Source organism: Kribbella sp. NPDC050820 (genome assembly GCF_040653975.1).
In the GTDB taxonomy this organism is placed as follows: Bacteria; Actinomycetota; Actinomycetes; order Propionibacteriales; family Kribbellaceae; genus Kribbella.
The window spans coordinates 329,955-347,958 of the sequence record NZ_JBFAHB010000001.1; the positions used below are offsets into that span (position 1 = coordinate 329,955).

17 protein-coding genes are annotated in these 18,004 nt (G+C 69.3%); 14 read left to right on the forward strand and 3 right to left on the reverse strand.

Translation table 11 applies throughout. From position 1 onward, the window contains the following. The first annotated feature begins 98 nt into the window (after positions 1 to 98). The 9 genes from hutH (at position 99) to hutI (ending at position 10,434) form a co-directional block, all read left to right on the forward strand. Entirely contained in the window at positions 99 to 1,646 is a 1,548-nt protein-coding gene (gene hutH, locus AB0H36_RS01655; protein ID WP_360514674.1) for a histidine ammonia-lyase, read from the forward strand. 16 nt (positions 1,647 to 1,662) lie between these two features. Continuing rightward, positions 1,663 to 3,318 carry a urocanate hydratase gene (hutU, locus tag AB0H36_RS01660; protein WP_360514681.1) on the forward strand — a complete coding sequence of 552 codons (1,656 nt, stop codon included), beginning with the start codon at positions 1,663 to 1,665 and terminating at the stop codon, positions 3,316 to 3,318. 128 nt (positions 3,319 to 3,446) lie between these two features. Beyond that, the gene (locus tag AB0H36_RS01665; protein WP_360514684.1) at positions 3,447 to 4,445 is read left to right on the forward strand and encodes an ATP-binding cassette domain-containing protein; all 999 of its coding nucleotides are present in this window, start codon (positions 3,447 to 3,449) and stop codon (positions 4,443 to 4,445) included. Further along, positions 4,442 to 5,101, forward strand: a complete 660-nt coding sequence (locus AB0H36_RS01670; protein WP_360514687.1) for an ABC transporter permease — start codon at positions 4,442 to 4,444, stop codon at positions 5,099 to 5,101. The genes AB0H36_RS01665 and AB0H36_RS01670 overlap by 4 nt, the downstream gene beginning before the upstream one ends. Before the next feature lies 1 nt (position 5,102). After that, complete coding sequence (locus AB0H36_RS01675) at positions 5,103 to 5,753, forward strand: ABC transporter permease (RefSeq protein WP_360514690.1); 651 nt, start codon at positions 5,103 to 5,105, stop codon at positions 5,751 to 5,753. Positions 5,754 to 5,850: 97 nt separating this feature from the next. Continuing rightward, complete coding sequence (locus AB0H36_RS01680; RefSeq protein ID WP_360514693.1) at positions 5,851 to 6,783, forward strand: ABC transporter substrate-binding protein; 933 nt, start codon at positions 5,851 to 5,853, stop codon at positions 6,781 to 6,783. Continuing rightward, on the forward strand, positions 6,780 to 7,967 hold the full coding sequence (locus AB0H36_RS01685; RefSeq protein ID WP_360514696.1) for an allantoate amidohydrolase: 1,188 nt from the start codon (positions 6,780 to 6,782) through the stop codon (positions 7,965 to 7,967). Before AB0H36_RS01680 ends, AB0H36_RS01685 begins: the two co-directional genes overlap by 4 nt. Then, positions 7,964 to 9,274: a formimidoylglutamate deiminase gene (locus AB0H36_RS01690; RefSeq protein ID WP_360514699.1), complete on the forward strand. Its 1,311-nt coding sequence runs from the start codon at positions 7,964 to 7,966 to the stop codon at positions 9,272 to 9,274. The genes AB0H36_RS01685 and AB0H36_RS01690 overlap by 4 nt, the downstream gene beginning before the upstream one ends. Further along, on the forward strand, positions 9,271 to 10,434 hold the full coding sequence (gene hutI / locus AB0H36_RS01695) for an imidazolonepropionase (protein WP_360514702.1): 1,164 nt from the start codon (positions 9,271 to 9,273) through the stop codon (positions 10,432 to 10,434). The genes AB0H36_RS01690 and hutI overlap by 4 nt, the downstream gene beginning before the upstream one ends. A gap of 19 nt (positions 10,435 to 10,453) precedes the next feature. Here hutI and AB0H36_RS01700 read toward each other — a convergent pair whose 3' ends face one another. The 3 genes from AB0H36_RS01700 to AB0H36_RS01710 all read right to left on the reverse strand — a co-directional run bounded on the left by AB0H36_RS01700 (position 10,454) and on the right by AB0H36_RS01710 (position 12,564). Next, positions 10,454 to 11,368 (reverse strand): DUF559 domain-containing protein, encoded by a 915-nt coding sequence (locus AB0H36_RS01700; RefSeq protein ID WP_360514705.1) that lies wholly within the window; start codon positions 11,366 to 11,368, stop codon positions 10,454 to 10,456. Between the two features lie 145 nt (positions 11,369 to 11,513). Continuing rightward, positions 11,514 to 11,945 (reverse strand): phosphoribosyltransferase, encoded by a 432-nt coding sequence (locus AB0H36_RS01705; protein WP_360515120.1) that lies wholly within the window; start codon positions 11,943 to 11,945, stop codon positions 11,514 to 11,516. A gap of 145 nt (positions 11,946 to 12,090) precedes the next feature. Beyond that, on the reverse strand, positions 12,091 to 12,564 hold the full coding sequence (locus AB0H36_RS01710; protein WP_360514708.1) for a GNAT family N-acetyltransferase: 474 nt from the start codon (positions 12,562 to 12,564) through the stop codon (positions 12,091 to 12,093). Positions 12,565 to 12,796: 232 nt separating this feature from the next. Here AB0H36_RS01710 and dnaK point away from each other — a divergent pair, with 232 nt between their 5' ends. The 5 genes from dnaK to AB0H36_RS01735 all read left to right on the forward strand — a co-directional run bounded on the left by dnaK (position 12,797) and on the right by AB0H36_RS01735 (position 17,827). After that, a complete protein-coding gene (gene dnaK, locus AB0H36_RS01715) occupies positions 12,797 to 14,662 on the forward strand; it encodes a molecular chaperone DnaK (RefSeq protein ID WP_360514711.1) in 1,866 nt (621 codons plus the stop codon). Next, complete coding sequence (gene grpE / locus AB0H36_RS01720) at positions 14,659 to 15,372, forward strand: nucleotide exchange factor GrpE (protein WP_360514715.1); 714 nt, start codon at positions 14,659 to 14,661, stop codon at positions 15,370 to 15,372. Before dnaK ends, grpE begins: the two co-directional genes overlap by 4 nt. A 27-nt stretch (positions 15,373 to 15,399) precedes the next feature. Continuing rightward, positions 15,400 to 16,572, forward strand: a complete 1,173-nt coding sequence (gene dnaJ / locus AB0H36_RS01725; RefSeq protein ID WP_360514718.1) for a molecular chaperone DnaJ — start codon at positions 15,400 to 15,402, stop codon at positions 16,570 to 16,572. Further along, a complete protein-coding gene (locus AB0H36_RS01730) occupies positions 16,572 to 17,027 on the forward strand; it encodes a helix-turn-helix transcriptional regulator (protein ID WP_360514720.1) in 456 nt (151 codons plus the stop codon). Before dnaJ ends, AB0H36_RS01730 begins: the two co-directional genes overlap by 1 nt. 251 nt (positions 17,028 to 17,278) lie before the next feature. After that, on the forward strand, positions 17,279 to 17,827 hold the full coding sequence (locus tag AB0H36_RS01735) for a GNAT family N-acetyltransferase (protein WP_360514723.1): 549 nt from the start codon (positions 17,279 to 17,281) through the stop codon (positions 17,825 to 17,827). Positions 17,828 to 18,004: the final 177 nt, after the last annotated feature.

Sequence of the window (18,004 nt, forward strand, 5' to 3'; positions counted from 1 at the left end):
CTCTATGTGTCGGGCGGTCCATCGACGTGTCTCAGATCCGAGACAGAAAGTGCCTGGCGCTGCTGTCGGTTGTCCGTGTAGCGCGGTGCAATGATCGGGTGGATGAGCAGAACGAGATAGTCGTCGGCGTCGGGCCGCTGACCGCGGCCGACGTCGTGGCGGTGGCACGGCACGGCGCCCGGGTGCGGATCGGCGACCAGGCGCTCGAGGAGATCGCGAAGTCGCGGGCCGCGATCGAGGCCCTGGCGCACGCGGACACCCCGCACTACGGGGTCTCGACCGGTTTCGGCGCTCTCGCGACCCGGCACATCGCGCCGGAGTTGCGGGCGCAGTTGCAGCGCAGCCTGGTCCGGTCGCACGCGGCCGGCTCCGGGCCCGAGGTGGAGACCGAGGTCGTCCGCGCCCTCGCCTTGCTCCGGCTGTCGACGCTCGCGACCGGCCGAACCGGCGTGAAGGTCGAGACGGCCCAGGCGTACGCCGGTCTCCTCAACGCCAACCTGACTCCGGTGGTGCACGAGTACGGCAGCCTCGGCTGTTCCGGTGACCTCGCGCCGCTGTCGCACGTCGCGCTCGCGGTGATGGGTGAGGGTTTCGTACGCGATGCCGAAGGCAACCTTCTGGATGCCGGCGACGCATTGCGGACCCACGGCCTGACTCCCGTCGTACTCGCGGAGAAGGAAGGGCTCGCGCTGATCAACGGCACCGACGGCATGCTCGGCATGCTGGTGCTCGCGCTGGCCGACCTCGACCGGCTGTTCAAGACCGCCGACCTCGCCGCCGCGATGAGCGTCGAGGCGCAGCTCGGCACCGACCGGGTGTTCGCCGACGACCTGCAGGCGCTCCGGCCGCATCCCGGCCAGCGTTCGTCCGCGGCGAACCTGCGCGCGATCCTCGCGGACAGCGCGATCGTCGCGAGCCACCGCGGTCCCGAGTGCAACCGGGTCCAGGACGCCTACTCGCTGCGTTGTTCGCCGCAGGTGCACGGCGCCGCTCGCGACACCGCGGCGCACGCGGCCACGGTCGCCGACCACGAGCTCGCCGCCGCGATCGACAACCCGGTCGTGCTTCCGGACGGCCGGGTCGAGTCGAACGGCAACTTCCACGGTGCTCCGGTCGGTTACGTGCTCGACTTCCTCGCGATCGCCGTCGCGGACCTGGCCAGCATCAGCGAACGCCGTACCGACCGCTTCCTCGACGTCGCCCGGAACCACGGGCTGAACGCGTTCCTGGCCGACGACCCCGGGGTCGACAGCGGTCACATGATCGCGCAGTACACGCAGGCCGCGATCGTGTCCGAGCTCAAGCGGCTCGCCGTACCGGCCAGCGTGGACTCCATCCCGAGCAGCGCGATGCAGGAGGACCACGTCTCGATGGGCTGGTCGGCCGCACGCAAGCTGCGCAAGGCGATCGACGGGCTGCAGCGCGTCCTCGCCGTCGAGATCCTGACCGCCGCGCGGGCGCTCGACCTGCGCGCGCCGCTCACCCCGGCGCCGGCCACCGCCGCCGTCCGGACCGCCCTCCGGGAGTACGTCGAGGGGCCGGGCACCGACCGGCACCTGGCCCCCGAGATCGAGCACTCCGTCCGCCTTGTTGCTGACGGCACCTATATCCACGCGACCGAGGCCGTCACCGGCCCGCTCTCCTAGAAAGGCTGGATCACCCATGTCCGGACCCCGTCCTGTGCGCGCACCCCGCGGCACCACCCTGACCGCCCGCGGCTGGCAGCAGGAGGCCGCGCTGCGGATGCTGCAGAACAACCTCGACCCCGAGGTCGCCGAGCACCCCGACGAACTGGTCGTGTACGGCGGTTCCGGCAAGGCGGCCCGGGACTGGAACTCCTTCGACGCGATGGTGCGGACCCTGACCACGCTGAAGGACGACGAGACCATGCTGGTGCAGTCCGGCCGCCCGGTCGGCGTGATGCAGACGCACGAGTGGGCGCCGCGGGTGCTGATCGCGAACTCGAACCTGGTCGGCGACTGGGCCACCTGGGAGGAGTTCCGCAAGCTGGAGGCGATGGGCCTCACGATGTACGGCCAGATGACGGCCGGCTCGTGGATCTACATCGGCACCCAGGGCATCCTGCAGGGCACCTACGAGACGTTCGGCGCGGTGGCCGAGAAGAAGTTCGGCGGCTCGTTGGCCGGCACCATCACGCTGACCGCCGGGCTCGGCGGGATGGGCGGCGCCCAGCCGCTGGCGGTGACGATGAACGACGGTGTGGCGATCTGCATCGACGTCGACTCCTCGCGAATCGACCGGCGGATCGAGCACCGGTACCTCGACGTCCGGGCCGGCTCGCTGGAGGAGGCGCTGCGGCTGGCCGAGGAGGCCAAGAAGGCCCGGCGGCCGCTGTCGATCGGTGTCCTGGGCAACGCTGCCGTGATCGTGCCGGAGCTGCTGGAACTGGGCGCCCCGATCGACATCGTCACCGACCAGACCTCGGCGCACGACCCGCTGATGTACCTGCCGGTCGGGATCGAGTTCGACGACTGGGCGACCGCACGGGAGAAGGACCCGGCCGGATTCACCGAGCGCGCACAGGCCTCGATGGCCCGGCACGTCGCCGCGATGGTCGGCTTCCAGGACGCGGGCGCCGAGGTGTTCGACTACGGCAACTCGATCCGCGACGAGGCCCGCAAGGCCGGGTACTCGCGCGCGTTCGAGTTCCCGGGCTTCGTGCCGGCGTACATCCGGCCCTTGTTCTGCGAGGGAAAGGGCCCGTTCCGGTGGGCGGCGCTGTCCGGCAACCCGGCCGACATCGCCAGGACCGACCAGGCCATCCTCGACCTGTTCCCGGACAACGAGCACCTGACCCGGTGGATCAAGATGGCCGGCGAGCGGGTCGCGTACCAGGGGCTGCCGGCCCGGATCTGCTGGCTCGGCCAGGGTGAGCGGGACAAGGCCGGGGTCCGGTTCAACGAGATGGTCGCGGCCGGCGAGCTCGAGGCGCCGATCGTGATCGGCCGGGACCACCTGGACACCGGCAGCGTCGCGTCGCCGTACCGGGAGACCGAGGGAATGCTGGACGGCTCGGACGCGATCGCGGACTGGCCGTTGCTGAACGCGATGGTGAACGTGGCCAGCGGCGCGTCGTGGGTGTCGATCCACCACGGCGGCGGCGTCGGCATCGGCCGGTCCATCCACGCCGGCCAGGTATCGGTTGCCGATGGCACCGAGTTGGCCCGGCAGAAGCTGGAGCGGGTGCTCACCAACGACCCGGCGATGGGTGTCATCCGGCACGTCGACGCCGGGTACGACAAGGCAGCAGAGGTTGCGGCCGAACGGGGAGTCAGAGTTCCGATGCAGGAGGTCTGATCGCAGAGTGCGACCGTGACATTGTCTATTGTTACGGTGCACTTTCCCGGGAATGAGAATCGCGTGGCTTCGGTCTCTCGTTCCGCTAGGGTCGATCGGGCGACCGACGACGAGCGCGAAGGGGCGCCATGATCGAGTTCGAGGACGTCACCAAGCAGTATCCGGACGGCACCGTCGCCGTCGACAAGCTGTCCCTGCAGATCCCGAGCGGTCAGATCACCGTGTTCGTCGGGCCTTCGGGCTGTGGCAAGACCACGTCGTTGCGGATGATCAACCGCACCATCGAGCGCACCAGCGGAACGATCTCGATCGACGGCGAGGACATCAAGGGCAAGGACCCGGTGACGCTGCGGCGCGGGATCGGGTACGTGATCCAGCACGCCGGGCTGTTCCCGCACAAGACGGTCGTGGACAACATCGCCACCGTGCCCAAGCTGCTCGGCTGGGACAAGCGCAAGACCCGCGCCACCGCGATGGAGCTGCTCGAGCGGGTCGGCCTGGACGTGAAGCTGGCCGAGCGGTACCCGGCCCAGTTGTCTGGTGGCCAGCAGCAACGAGTCGGCGTTGCGCGGGCGCTGGCGGCCGACCCGGCGATCATGCTGATGGACGAGCCGTTCAGCGCCGTCGACCCGATCGTCCGCCACCAGTTGCAGGAGGAGCTGCTCCGCCTGCAACGCGACATCGGCAAGACGATCGTGTTCGTCACCCACGACATCGACGAGGCGATCAAGCTCGGCGACAACGTCGCGGTACTGCGGGTCGGCGGCAAGCTGGCCCAGTTCGCGCCGCCGTCCGACCTGCTTGCGAACCCGGTCGACGACTTCGTCCGCGGCTTCGTCGGGCAGGACCGCGGCTACCGCGCGCTCACCTTCGTCCAGCCCGACGAGCTGCCGCTCAAGCCGTTGCCGCCGGATCTCGTGCTGGACGACGACAACAAGCCGGTCGGCTGGCGGAACGATCACGAGATCCAGCCGATCGGCGCCGTCTTCCAGCGGGGTGACTCGTTGCGTGCCGCGCTGGACGCCGTACTGACCTCGCCGAGCGGCTGGGGCGTCTGCGTCGACGCCGCCGGCAGGGCAGTCGGAGTCGTCGACCAGTCGATCGTCGCAGAGGCACTCCGATCATGACCTGGGTGGCCGACAACCTCGACCTGATCTGGGAACAGCTGCGCGAGCACATCTACCTGGCGATCATTCCGGTCGTTCTCGGACTGCTGATCTCGCTGCCGCTCGGCTACGTGGCGACCCGCTTCTCCTGGCTGGCAAACCCGTTGATCGCGTTCGGCGGCGTGCTGTACTCACTGCCCTCGATCGCGCTGTTCATCGTGTTGCCGGCGATCCTCGGCACCAAAGTGCTGTCCCCGGTCAACATCGTCGTGGCGCTGACCATCTATACGGTCTCGCTGCTGATCCGGAACGTGATCGACGGATTGCGCTCAGTGCCACCCGACGTCCGGCAGTCCGCGATCGCGGTCGGCTACGGCTCCCTGCACCGACTCGTCGCGGTCGATCTGCCGATCGCGGTACCGGTGATCTTCGCGGGACTGCGCGTCGTCACCGTCGCGAACATCTCGATGGTGAGCGTCGGCGCGGTGATCGGGATCGGCGGACTGGGTGAGTTGTTCACCTTGGGTTTCCAGCGGGACTTCCTCACTCCGGTCGTGGTGGGCGTGGTGCTCTCGCTGCTGCTGGCGCTGCTCGCAGACCTGATCCTCGTCGGTCTGCAGCGGATCCTCACACCGTGGTCCCGCGTGATCGCCGCACCGCCGGTGGAGGTGGCCTGACATGTGGGAATACCTGAGCGACCCCTTCAACTGGTCCGGTCCGGAAGGGATCTGGGCCCGGATCCTCGAGCACATCTGGTACACGTTTGCCGCTCTCGGGCTGTCCGCGGCGATCGCGTTGCCGGTGGGGCTGCGGATCGGCCACACCCGGCGCGGGGCCTTCCTGGCGATCAACCTGGGCAACGCGGCCCGGGCGCTACCGAGCCTCGGACTGCTGATGATCGCGGTGCTGCTGACCGACCAGATCGGCTTCCTGCCGGTCCTGATCGCGCTGGTCGCGCTCGGAATCCCGCCGATCCTGGCCTCGACGTACGCCGGTCTGTCCGGTGTCGATCCGGCCACGATCGACGCCGCCCGGGGGATGGGCATGACCGGACGCGAGATCCTGACCAAGGTGGAGATCCCGATCGCGATGCCGCTGATCATCTCCGGCCTGCGCGGCGCGACGCTGCAGATCGTCTCGACCGCGACGATCGCCGCGCTCGTGTCCCTCGGCGGCCTCGGTCGCTACGTGGTCGACGGGCTGAAGCTCCGCGACTTCCCGCAGATGTTCACCGGCGCCCTGCTGGTCGCCCTGCTCGCCATCCTGCTCGACGTGATGTTCGCCCTTTTCGGCCGGGTCGCCGTGTCCGACGGGCTCAAGACCGACTGAACTGTCCGACGTACCTGATGAACTTGCCAAAGATCATCCGCCCCATCGAAACATCCGCCGGCAGCGGCCGGTGGCTGACGAGACACTGGAGGCTCTCGTGTTGAGATCCACGCTCATCCGTACTGCGATCGCCGGGGTGGCCGTGCTCGGCCTGGCCGGCTGTGGGGGTGGGGGCGATCAGCTGGGCGACAGCGACGCGGGTTCCTCGCCCGCGCCGGAGAAGGTCACCAGCCTCACCGTCGGGTCCGCCGACTTCTCCGAGAGCCAGCTGCTCGCGGAGATCTACGGCCAGGCGCTGGCAGCGAAGGGCATCGAGGTCAAGCAGAAGCCGAACATCGGCAACCGCGAGACCTACATGGCCGCGATCAAGGACGGCTCGGTCGACCTGCTGCCGGAGTACACCGGCGCCGCGCTGCACTACTTCAAGACCGACGCCACCGAGACCGAGGACCAGGCGACGTACGACGCCCTGAAGGCGTCCCTGCCGTCCGGGCTGGAGGTGCTGGAGAAGTCGCCGGCCGCCGACGAGGACACCATCGTGGTGACCAAGGCGACCGCGGACAAGTACAGCCTGAAGTCGCTCGGCGACCTGAAGGACGTCGCCAAGGACATGGCCGCGGGCGGTAGCTCCGAGTTCAAGGTGCGCGACGCCGGGCTGAAGGGCCTGAAGGAGAAGTACGGCGTCGAGTTCGGCAAGGAGTACAAGACGCTGGACGCCGGTGGTCCGCTGAGCCTGAAGGCGCTGCTGGACGACCAGATCCAGGTGTCGAACTTCTTCACCACCCAGGCGCTGATCAAGGACAACAACCTGGTCCAGCTGGAGGACCCGGAGAACATCCTGCCGCCGAACAACATCGTTCCGCTGATCCGCACCGACCACAAGTCGGACGACGTCGCGGCCGCGCTGAACGCGGTCTCGGCCAAGCTGACCACGGAGGCGCTGACCGACATGGTGAAGCGGATCGACGTCGGCAAGGAGTCGCCGAACGCGGTCGCCAAGGACTGGCTGTCGAAGAACCCGCTGTCTTGAGCTTCGAATCCCTGTGGGCGTCCCAGTCCGCCATCGGCCGCAGCCCCGACACCGGCGGCTACCACCGAGGCGGCTGGACCCCCACCGAACGCGAGGCGACGCACTGGTTCACCGACCAGTGCGCCGCCCGCAACCTGACCCTCGAATCGGACGGCATCGGCAACCTCATCGCGTGGTGGGGTCCCCCTGGTGAGTCTGGCGTGGTGACCGGGAGTCACCTCGACTCGGTGATCGATGGGGGTGCTTTTGATGGGCCGTTGGGGGTTGTGAGCGCGCTTGCTGCTGTTGATCGGTTGCGGGCTGAGGGGTTTGTGCCTTCGGTGCCGATCGGGGTGGGTGCGTTCGTGGAGGAAGAAGGGTCGCGGTTCGGGATGCCTTGTCTGGGGTCCCGGGTGGCGGCGGGAGTGTTGCCGCCGGAGCGCGCACTGGCGTTGACGGATCGGGCCGGGGTGACGTTGGCGGCAGCGTTGGAGGAGGCGGGGATTGATCCGGCAGGAGTCGGGCCGTCGCCGTTGCTGCAGAAGATGGGAACGTTCGTCGAGTTGCACGTCGAGCAGGGGCGCGGGCTGACCGCTCCGGTCGGGGTGGCGAGCTCGATCTGGCCGCACGGGCGGTACCGGTTCACGTTCGGCGGTGAGGCCAACCACGCCGGCACCACGCTGATGGAGGACCGGCACGACCCGATGCTCACCTATGCGATGACCGCGCTGGCCGCCAACAAACAGGCCCGCCTGGCCGGAGCCCGCGCGACCTTCGGCCGGCTCTCCGTCGAGCCCAACGGCACCAACGCCGTACCGTCGCAGGTCACCGCCTGGCTCGACGCCCGGGCCGCCGACCAGGCCACTCTGGAGTCGTTGCTCGCGGCAATCACCAAGCAAGCGACGGAAAGAGCAGAACGAGACGGTACGACGCTCGAGGTCGTCCCCGAGTCCGTGTCGCCGATCGTCGACTTCCCGGCCGGTCTGCGCGACCGCCTCGTCGACGTACTCGACGGCGCCCCCGTCCTGCCGACCGGCGCCGGCCACGACGCCGGCGTGTTCTCGGCCGCCGGGATCCCGACCGCGATGCTGTTCGTGCGCAACCCGACCGGCATCTCGCACTCGCCGGCCGAGCACGCCGAGATGGACGACTGCCTGGCCGGCGTGGACGCGCTGGCCGCCGTACTGAAGGATCTCGCGAAGTGACGTCGTACTGGTGCTCGCGCGCCCTGCTGCCGTCCGGGGTCGCCGAGCGGGTGCTGGTGACGATCGCCGACGGACGCTTCACCGCGGTCGAGGCCGACGCGGACCCGGGCGACGCGATCCGGCTGAACGGACTCGTGCTGCCCGGCCTCGCGAACTGCCACAGCCACGCCTTCCACCGCGCCCTGCGCGGCCGCACGCAGACCGAGCGCGGCACGTTCTGGACCTGGCGCGAGCAGATGTACGCCGTCGCGTCGATGCTCACCCCCGAGTCGTACTACCGCCTCGCCCGCGCCGTGTACGGCGAGATGGTGCTGGCCGGGATCACCGCCGTCGGCGAGTTCCACTACCTGCACCACGCTCCGGGCGGACGCCACTACGACGACCCGAACGCCATGGGTACGGCGCTGATCGCCGCCGCCCGCGACACCGGCCTTCGGATCACCCTGCTGGACACGTGTTACGTCGCCGGCGGGATCGACCAGCCGCTCAACTCCATCCAGCAACGCTTCAGCGACGGCGACGCCGCAGCCTGGGCCTCCCGGGTCTCGCTGCTGGCCGGCGCCGACGACGTAGTAATCGGTACGGCGGCGCACTCGATCCGAGGTGTGCCGCACGAGCAACTCGGCGCAGTCGCCGCCGCCCTGCCCGACGCACCCCTGCACATCCACCTGTCCGAGCAAGTCGGCGAGAACGCTGCCTGCCTGGACGCCTACGGTCGTACGCCGGCCCAGGTCCTCGACGAGACCGGCTTCCTCAGCGGCCGGACGAGCGCTGTCCACGCGACCCACCTCACCGACGTCGATGTGGGTCTGCTCGGCAACTCGGCGACGTACTCGTGCTTCTGCCCGACCACCGAGCGCGACCTTGCCGACGGCATCGGACCGTCGTCGGCGTTGCGTGACGCCGGGTCGCCGTTGACGCTCGGGTCGGACAGCCACGCGGTGATCGACCTGTTCGAGGAGATGCGCGCGGTGGAGCTCGACGAGCGGCTCGCCTCCCACGAGCGCGGCCACTGGTCCGCCGCCGAGCTCCTCAAGGCGGCGACTGCCGACGGGCACCGGTCGCTCGGCTTCGAGGACGCGGGGGTGATCGAGGTCGGCGCTCGGGCGGACCTGGTCGCCGTACGGCTGGACAGCGTGCGTACGGCGGGGACCGGAAACACTGTGGAGACAGCCGTTTTCGCCGCCTCGGCGGCTGATGTGACCGACGTCGTGGTGGGTGGACGCCAGATAGTTGCGCAGGGCAATCACCTGAAGCTGGACGTGGCCGGTGAGCTGGCGGCGGCGATCGAGGCGGTGACCGAATGAGCTCGCTGCTGCTGACCGGTATCGGTTCGCTGGTGACCAACGACCCGGCGCGGGGCGACCTGCTCGGCGAGGTGCGGGACGCGGCGCTGGTGGTCGAGGGCGGCAAGGTCGCTTGGGTGGGTGCTCGGCGCGAGGCTCCGGCCGCCGATCAGGCTGTCGACCTGGGTGGCCGGGCGGTGATCCCGGGCTTCGTCGACTCGCACGCGCACCTGGTGTTCGCCGGCGACCGGGCCGAGGAGTTCGCCGCCCGGATGACCGGTACGCCGTACTCCGCGGGCGGGATCCGGACGACGGTCGCGGCGACCCGGCAGGCCACGGACGAGGTGCTGACCGCCAACGTGGCGCGGCTGGTGACCGAGATGCGCCGGCAGGGCACGACGACGGTCGAGATCAAGTCGGGCTACGGGCTGACGGTCGCCGACGAGGCGCGCGGGTTGCAGATCGCCGGTCAGTTCACCGACGAGACCACTTATCTGGGGGCACACGTCGTACCGGCTGAGTACGCCGAGGATCCGGCCGGCTACGTGTCACTCGTGACCGGGCCGATGCTCGAGGCAACGGCGCAGTACGCGAAGTGGGTCGACGTGTTCGTCGAGCGCGGCGCCTTCGACGGCGACCAGGCGCGGGCGATCCTGACCGCGGGACAGGCGAAAGGCTTGCAGGCTCGGGTCCACGCCAACCAGCTCGGCGAGGGTCCGGGAGTCCAGTTGGCCTGCGAGGTTGGCGCCGCGGCCGCGGACCATTGCACTTACCTCACCGACGCCGACATCGACGGCCTCGCCTCGACCGGGGTCGTCGCGGGGCTGCTTCCGGCGGTCGAGTTCTCCACGCGGTCGCCGTACCCGGATGCTCGGCGGTTGATCGACGCCGGAGTGACCGTAGCCCTGGCCACCGACTGCAACCCGGGCTCCGGCTACTCCTCGTCCTTGCCCTTCTGCATCGCCTTGGCCGTCCGCGAGATGCACATGACCCCAGCCGAGGCCGTCTGGTCCGCAACCGCCGGCGGCGCCGCCTCCCTCCGCCGCACCGACATCGGCCACCTGACCCCCGGCGCCCGCGCCGACCTAGCCGTCCTCGACGCCCCCTCCTACATCCACCTCGCCTACCGCCCGGGCGTCCCGCTCGTAACCCAGACGATCGTGGGCGGGCGGCTGGGGTGAGGGCCGGATCTCCAGGCCATCACAATCGTCGCAGCAGTCGCCCACGCCGACTCACGCCGGCTGTCTTTCGTGAATTGTGATGGCCTGGAGATCCGGCCACTGCCCGCCGAACCACCTCCACCACCCACGGAGGGTCGAACATCACGTCCTCCCACGAGAAGCGGAGCAGACGCCAGCCGCGGACGGTGAGGTTCACGTGCCGGCGGCAGTCACGGGTGAGCGCCTGCCGCGTGCCGTGATGGGCGAAGCTGTCCGCCTCCAGAGCAATCAGCAGCTCGCGGTGGCCGAGATCGATCCGGGCGGAGAAGCGGTCGTCCTGAACGACGACCTGAGGCTCGAAGCCTTCGATGCCCGCCTCGATCAGGAGGGAACGGAGGGCGGACTCCAACGCCGACTCCGCCCGGCCGTCGGCGGCGGCCGCGACTCGGCGGGCGCGCCGGGAGCCAGGACCGCTGAGCTCAGCCGCCGCGACCATCAGCTGGGAGCGATCCACGGCGCCATGCCGCAGCGCCGAGTCCGCGACGGTGACGGCTGCGGCGAACTCGAGAGTGCGTGCGCAGTCCAGCACCGTTCGGAGCTTGCCGGTGCACCAGCCGTCGGATGGGACGTCGTCCGCCCAATGCAGGTCACAGTCGATCGGGCTCAGTCGGCGGTGCTGACCGCGCGGAACGGTGATCTGGGGCTTGTTCGGCAACTCGAGCGCCGCGAAGCCGTGCAGTACGGCGGCGCTCAGGTGTGACACCACCCCACCCTGGGCACGTGCGGCGGCCAGCGGATCCGCATCCGGCGGAATGGCGTAGACGCCCTTGGCGATCCGCCGGATCGCGCCGTCGGCCAGAGCTCCCCGGATGGCACGACCCGAGACGACGGCGCGAAGCTCCGCGAACGTCGCCGTACCCGCGCGCCGGTGCAGTACGTCGAGGACCTCGGACATGCCGAGATGATGGCCGAAGCCGGGCCGGATCCGCCGAGCGTCATCCACAGGCGGACCGCCAGGCCATCACAACGCAGCATCCGCGCGAGAGTTTGCGCTTGGCTGCGGTGGCCGCTGGTCAATGTGATGGCCTGGCGGTCCGGGGCTACAACCGCCGTACGTCGAGTAGGGCGCGTAGGGGGAGGTCGTGGCGTAGGTGGGGGTTGGTTAGGGCGTCGACTATGCAGGCGGCGCCGATCCAGTGGGCACCGCAGTCTTGGATGAGGGCGCGGGCTACCAGTGCGGTGGCGCCGGTGTCTGCCCAGTCGTCGACCATCAGGACGTGGTCGCCGGACTTGACCAGGCCGTGGCGGAAGCCGAACACGACGTGTCGGTCCTGGTAGTCCGGGCCGGTCGTCCGCTGTATCCAGCGATCGCTGTCCGTTGCCGGGCCGCAGTCCTTCCGGATCTCGACGAAGCCGACTCCCAGTGCGGCCGCCGTCAGCGCGCCGAGCATCGACCCGCGTGACACCGGACCGACCACGACCGTCGGAGTGACGTCGTACAGGCGGGCCAGCGCAGGGCCCAGATCACGCAGTACCTCAGCGTCGCGCCACCAGCCGGTGACGTCGGCGTAGCTGCTTCAGACGCTGCGATCCGTCCGCCAGACGAAGGTCTCGCGCAACCGCTCCTGGATGGTCATGGCTCCAGGGTGACCGGTCCTCGACGGCCCCGCACCCGATTTAGTCGGTGGCGAGCTCCTTCGAGCAGAGCGCCGTGGTGGTCCCGTCGGGGCGGCGGAGCTTGCCGACCTCGACGAAGTCGCGACCGGCGTGGAAGGCGAGGCCGGCGATGTCCGGCGGGTCGGACCTGATGCCGCACACCAGCCGGTCGAACGGCCTGGCGGACCGCTCGACCGCGCGGTAGACGGCGGTCGCGATACCGGTACGGCGGTGCTGCTCGGCGACCACGATCCGGTCCAGGTGCAGGAAGCGGTCGGCGTACGTCTCGGTGAACCACTGGAACTCGAGGCCGTCGTGCGCGGACCCGGGGGCGAAGGTCAGGACGAACCCGGCCACCTCGCCGTCGAGGTCGATCACGGCGGCGTGTGCGGCGATCAGCCGCAGCCAGTCCAGGCGGTCCGGACCGAGAGGCTCGACCAGGCCCTCCGCGGCGGCGTTCAGGGCGAGAACCGCGGTGTCGTCAGCGGAGGTCATGGGGCGGAGCTTCACGGTTACACCCTCCCACGGAAAGCCTTTGCCGCGGCAGGGGTCGCCCTGGGCACACCCTGGCCTGGACCCCGAAATCAGGGGGTCGAGGTTGGGAATGGCCCGGCCGTATGCCATGTTGAGTCAGGTGTACTCAAGTTTGTTCAGTCACGGATTTGAAACCCGGGCGGCAGAACGGCAACATTGAGTCCGCATCACTCAACTTCGTGGAGGTAAGCACATGGCCCGCGCGGTCGGTATCGATCTCGGTACGACGAACTCCGTCATCGCCGTACTGGAAGGTGGCGAGCCCACCGTCATCCCCAACGCCGAGGGAGCGCGCACGACGCCCTCGGTGGTGGCCTTCGCCAAGAACGGCGAGGTCCTGGTCGGCGAGGTGGCAAAGCGCCAGGCCACCACGAACGTCGACCGCACCATCCGCTCCGTCAAGCGCCATATGGGCGAGAACTGGAGCGTGGACATCGACGGTAAGAAGTTCTCCGCGCAGCAGATCAGCGCCTTCGTGCTGCAGAAGCTGAAGCGGGACGCCGAGGCGTACCTCGGGGAGCAGGTCACCGACGCGGTCATCACCACGCCGGCGTACTTCACCGACGCCCAGCGCCAGGCGACCAAGGAAGCCGGTGAGATCGCCGGCCTGAAGGTGCACCGGATCGTCAACGAGCCGACCGCGGCCGCGCTCGCGTACGGCTTGGACAAAGGTCACGAGCAGACCATCCTGGTCTTCGACCTCGGTGGTGGCACGTTCGATGTGTCCCTGCTGGAGATCGGCGACGGCGTCTTCGAGGTGAAGGCGACCAGCGGTGACAACCACCTCGGCGGTGACGACTGGGACAGCCGGATCGTCCAGTGGCTGGTGACGCAGTTCAAGAACAAGAACGGCACCGATCTGTCCGGTGACAAAATGGCCATGCAGCGGCTCACCGAGGCCGCCGAGAAGGCCAAGATCGAGTTGTCGGCCGCGGCCGAGACGACCATCCACCTGCCGTACCTGAGCCTGACCGAGTCCGGCCCGCTGCACCTGGAGGAGAAGCTCTCCCGGGCCGAGTTCCAGAAGATGACCAACGACCTGCTGGAGCGCGCCCGCGCCCCGTTCAAGGCCGTCATCAAGGACGCCGGCATCGACGTGGCGAAGATCGACCACGTCATCCTGGTCGGCGGCTCGACCCGGATGCCCGCGGTGGCCGACCTGGTCAAGGAGCTGACCGGCGGCAAGGACGCGTTCAAGGGCGTGAACCCGGACGAGGTCGTCGCGGTCGGGGCCTCCCTGCAGGCCGGTGTGCTGAAGGGTGAGGTCAAGGACGTCCTGCTGCTCGACGTGACCCCGCTGAGCCTCGGCATCGAGACCAAGGGCGGCGTGTTCACCAAGATCATCGAGCGCAACACCACGATCCCGACCAAGGGCTCGGAGATCTTCACCACGGCCGAGGACAACCAGCCGTCGGTGATGATCCAGGTCTACCAGGGCGAGCGCGAGATGGCCCGGGACAACAAGTCGCTGGGCAACTTCGAGCTGACCGGCCTGCCGCCGGCGCCGCGGAACGTGCCGCAGATCGAGGTCACCTTCGACATCGACGCGAACGGCATCGTGCACGTGAACGCCAAGGACCTGGCCACCGGCAAGGAGCAGCGGATGACCGTCACCGGCGGTTCCGCGCTGCCGAAGGACGACATCGACCGGATGGTCCGCGACGCCGAGCAGTACGCCGAGGAGGACCACAAGCGCCGGGAGGCGGTCGAGAACCGCAACCAGGCCGAGAGCCTCGTCTACCAGACCGAGAAGTTCCTGTCCGAGAACGAGGACAAGGTCCCCGACGACGTCAAGACCGAGGTCAAGGACGGCGTCGCCGAGCTGAAGAAGGCGCTCGAGGGTGACGACGCCGAGGTGATCAAGGCCGCCTCGGAGAAGCTCGCCCAGTCCAGCCAGAAGATGGGCGCGGCGATGTACGCGAACGCCCAGGCCGCCGGCTCCGGCTCCGCCGACGAGAGCACCTCGACCTCCGACAGCTCCACGAGCAACGACGACGACGTGGTCGACGCCGAGATCGTGGACGAGGACCGGCCGCAGGACAAGACGGAGGACAAGTGACGGATCGACCGACTGGCAGCGAGTTCGGCGACGGTGACCCCGTCGTCCGGGACAAGCGCCGGCTCGACCCGGACACCGGCGAGCTGCGGAAGCCGTCCCTGTCGGACGCTCCCGCGGCCGGCGCCGCACCGGGCATGCCGGGCACCCCGGGCGCGCAGCCGCCGAGGGACCCGTCGGACCTGATCGGCCCGTCCGCGCAGGAGGCTCTGCTGACCGAGGCGCTGGCCGAGCGTACGGCGGACCTGCAGCGGCTGCAGGCCGAGTACGTCAACTACAAGCGCCGGGTGGACCGCGACCGGGAGGCGTCCCGGGAGCTCGTGATCGGCTCGGTGCTGACCGAGCTGCTCGGGATCCTGGACGACATCGGCCGGGCCCGCGAGGCGGGTGAGCTGGAGGGCGCCTTCAAGGCGGTCTCGGAGTCGCTCGAGCGGGTCACCGAGAAGCTCGGCTTGGTGAAGTACGGCGAGAAGGGCGACCCCTTCGACCCGCGCATCCACGAGGCCCTGCTGCACAACTACTCCGACGAGGTGGACGGCCCGACCGCGACGATGGTCATGCAGCCGGGGTACCGGCTCGGCGAGCGGGTCCTGCGTCCGGCCCGGGTGGCCGTCTCGGAGCCGACCGAGCAGCTCCCGGCCGACGCTGCGCAGGACGGCGTACCGGTGGAGAACACAGATGACGACAAGTCCGCAGACACGTCTGCGGAGTGAGCGACACGACGGGAGGGGAGGCGTCGGATGAGCACGAAGGACTGGCTCGAGAAGGACTTCTACAAGGTTCTCGGCGTCTCCAAGACCGCCGAGGCCGACGAGATCAAGAAGGCCTATCGCAAGCTGGCGCGCAAGTACCACCCGGACTCCAACGCCGGTGACGCGACCGCGGAGGCCAAGTTCAAGGAGGTCTCCGAGGCATACGACGTCGTCGGCGACGCCAAGAAGCGCAAGGAGTACGACGAGGCGCGCCGGCTGTTCGGCAGCGGCGGCTTCCGGATGCCGGGCAGCGGTGGTTCGGGCGGCGGGTTCAACTTCGACGTCGGCGACCTGTTCAACCGCAGTGGCTCCGGCGGCGGGGCCGGTGGCGGCCTGGGCGACATCCTGGGCGGCATGTTCGGCGGTGGTGGCCGGACCACGACCACCACGTCGACGGCCCGCCCGCGGCGCGGCGCGGACATCGAGACCGAGGCGACGATCGAGTTCGCCGAGGCCGTGAACGGTGTCACCGTGGCGCTCCGGATGACCAGCGACGCGCCGTGCAAGACCTGCCGTGGCACCGGCGCGAAGTACGGGACGGTGCCCAAGGTCTGCCTGAAGTGCGAGGGCACGGGCATGCAGACCTCGGTCCAGGGCGGCGTGTTCGCCATGACCGAGCCGTGCACCGAGTGCAAGGGCCGCGGCCTGGTCGTCGACGAGCCGTGCGAGACCTGCCACGGCTCCGGCCGCGGCCAGTCGAGCAAGACCATGCAGGTCCGCATCCCGGCGGGCGTGCAGGACGGTCAGCGGATCCGGCTGAAGGGCAAGGGCGCGGCCGGCGAACGAGGTGGCCCCGCGGGCGACCTCTACGTCACCGTGCACGTGAAGCCGCACCGGATCTTCGGCCGTCAGGGCGAGCACCTGACGCTGAACGTCCCGGTGAGCTTCACCGAGGCCGCGCTGGGCGCCGAGATCAAGGTGCCGACCCTGGACGGCCTGCCCGTCACGGTCCGGATCCCCGCCGGTACGGCGAACGGCAGCAAGCTGCGCGTCCGTGGCAAGGGATCGGTCCGGCGGGACGGCACCAAGGGCGACCTGCTGCTCACCCTCGATGTGCAGGTTCCGCACGAGCTGAGCGACGAGCAGCGCGCCAAGCTGCAGGAGTTCAGCTCCGCGTCGGACCAGCCTGACCTGCGGGCCGGGTTGTTCGGGAGCTCGTGATGGGCATCCCGTTCAGCCAGGTGCCGACCTGGGACGACCGCACCCCGATCTACGTGATCTCGGTGGCGGCCCAGCTGGCCGGCATGCACCCGCAGACGTTGCGCCAGTACGACCGGCTCGGATTGGTCACGCCGAGCCGGGCGTCCGGCCGCGGCCGGCGGTACTCGGCGTACGACGTGGCGAAGCTGAGGTACGTGCAGCACCTGTCCCAGGAAGAGGGTGTGAACCTGGCGGGAATTCGGCACATCCTCGCGCTACAGTCCGAAGTGGAGGATCTGCGCAAGCGGGTCAACCAGCTGCTGGCAGAAGTCCAGCGCGGTGTCGGCGCGTCCCGGCAGACGACCGGAAGCCGGGTGTTCTCGGCCGGTCCGGCCGGCGACGTGATCGCCATGGGCCGGCAGCAGACCACGACACGCTGGATCAGGACCCAGCCCTTGGAGCTGGGCCCCCGCTGAGAAAGCCTGGGCTCAGGCAGTTGTGCTGAGCTCACCGAAACCAGGGTTCGGACTTTTCGAGCCCATGAATCCGGAGGCGTCCGACTCCCCCTTCGGAGCCTCCGGTCAGTGGAGACGTCGTCCCCCCGATGTCTCCACCGCCGAAGGCGCGCCCTCCCCCCGGGCGCCCTTCGGCCCCCGCAGGGTGGTCCTCCCCCGGACCGCCCTGCGGTTCTCTCGTCTGGCCACACTCGCCGACCTACTCTGGCAGGGTGACGCTCACCCTGCAGACGGACCGGTTGCTGATCCGGGACTGGGAAGAAGACGACGCACAAGCCGCGCTCGAGATCTACGGCTCTCCTGACGTGGCCCCCTGGCTCTCACCGGCCATCGACCAGGTCACCGATTCGGCCACGATGCGCGCGATCCTGCAGGCCTGGATCGAGGCCCAGCCGAACTTCGTCCCGCCGGCCGGCCGCTGGGCGGTCTCCCGCCGCGAGGACGGCGAGGTCGTCGGTGGCCTGCTGATCCGGCTGCTCCCGCCGTACGAGGAGGACCTCGAGATCGGCTGGCAACTGCGGCCCAGTGCCTGGGGCAACGGATACGCGACCGAGGCCAGCCATGCGCTGATGCGCTGGGCGTTCAAGGAGGGCGACGTGGACGAGATGTTCGCGGTCGCCCGGCCGAACAACAAGCGCGCGATCGCCACCGCCGGCCGACTGGGTATGGAGTGGGTCGGGGAGACGGACAAGTACTACGACCTGACGCTGCAGGTGTACCGGATCCGGGCCTCGGAGTTCACCGAAAAAGTGAGCGGTTGACTACCAGGGTGGTTGGCTGAAGGATACCTGCGACGCCGCTGTATCTCCGGCGTAACTCACTGGGACGCGGGCGCGTACCAGTACTGACAGTCTGTGACGGCTGGGGCAGCTCGACGCCGCCCCAGCCGTTCTGTTTGTCCAGGTGAACCCTGAGATCTCCCCAGGATTTTCCAAAGT

Bases quoted from the DNA above. Each gene is read 5' to 3' on its own strand.
- dnaJ (WP_360514718.1), top strand. From the start codon at position 15,400: ATGAGCACGAAGGACTGGCTCGAGAAGGACTTCTACAAGGTTCTCGGC.
- dnaK (WP_360514711.1), top strand. From the start codon at position 12,797: ATGGCCCGCGCGGTCGGTATCGATCTCGGTACGACGAACTCCGTCATC.
- AB0H36_RS01710 (WP_360514708.1), bottom strand. From the start codon at position 12,564: ATGACCTCCGCTGACGACACCGCGGTTCTCGCCCTGAACGCCGCCGCG.
- AB0H36_RS01665 (WP_360514684.1), top strand. From the start codon at position 3,447: ATGATCGAGTTCGAGGACGTCACCAAGCAGTATCCGGACGGCACCGTC.
- AB0H36_RS01700 (WP_360514705.1), bottom strand. From the start codon at position 11,368: ATGTCCGAGGTCCTCGACGTACTGCACCGGCGCGCGGGTACGGCGACG.
- AB0H36_RS01670 (WP_360514687.1), top strand. From the start codon at position 4,442: ATGACCTGGGTGGCCGACAACCTCGACCTGATCTGGGAACAGCTGCGC.
- hutI (WP_360514702.1), top strand. From the start codon at position 9,271: ATGAGCTCGCTGCTGCTGACCGGTATCGGTTCGCTGGTGACCAACGAC.
- AB0H36_RS01730 (WP_360514720.1), top strand. From the start codon at position 16,572: ATGGGCATCCCGTTCAGCCAGGTGCCGACCTGGGACGACCGCACCCCG.
- hutU (WP_360514681.1), top strand. From the start codon at position 1,663: ATGTCCGGACCCCGTCCTGTGCGCGCACCCCGCGGCACCACCCTGACC.
- AB0H36_RS01675 (WP_360514690.1), top strand. From the start codon at position 5,103: ATGTGGGAATACCTGAGCGACCCCTTCAACTGGTCCGGTCCGGAAGGG.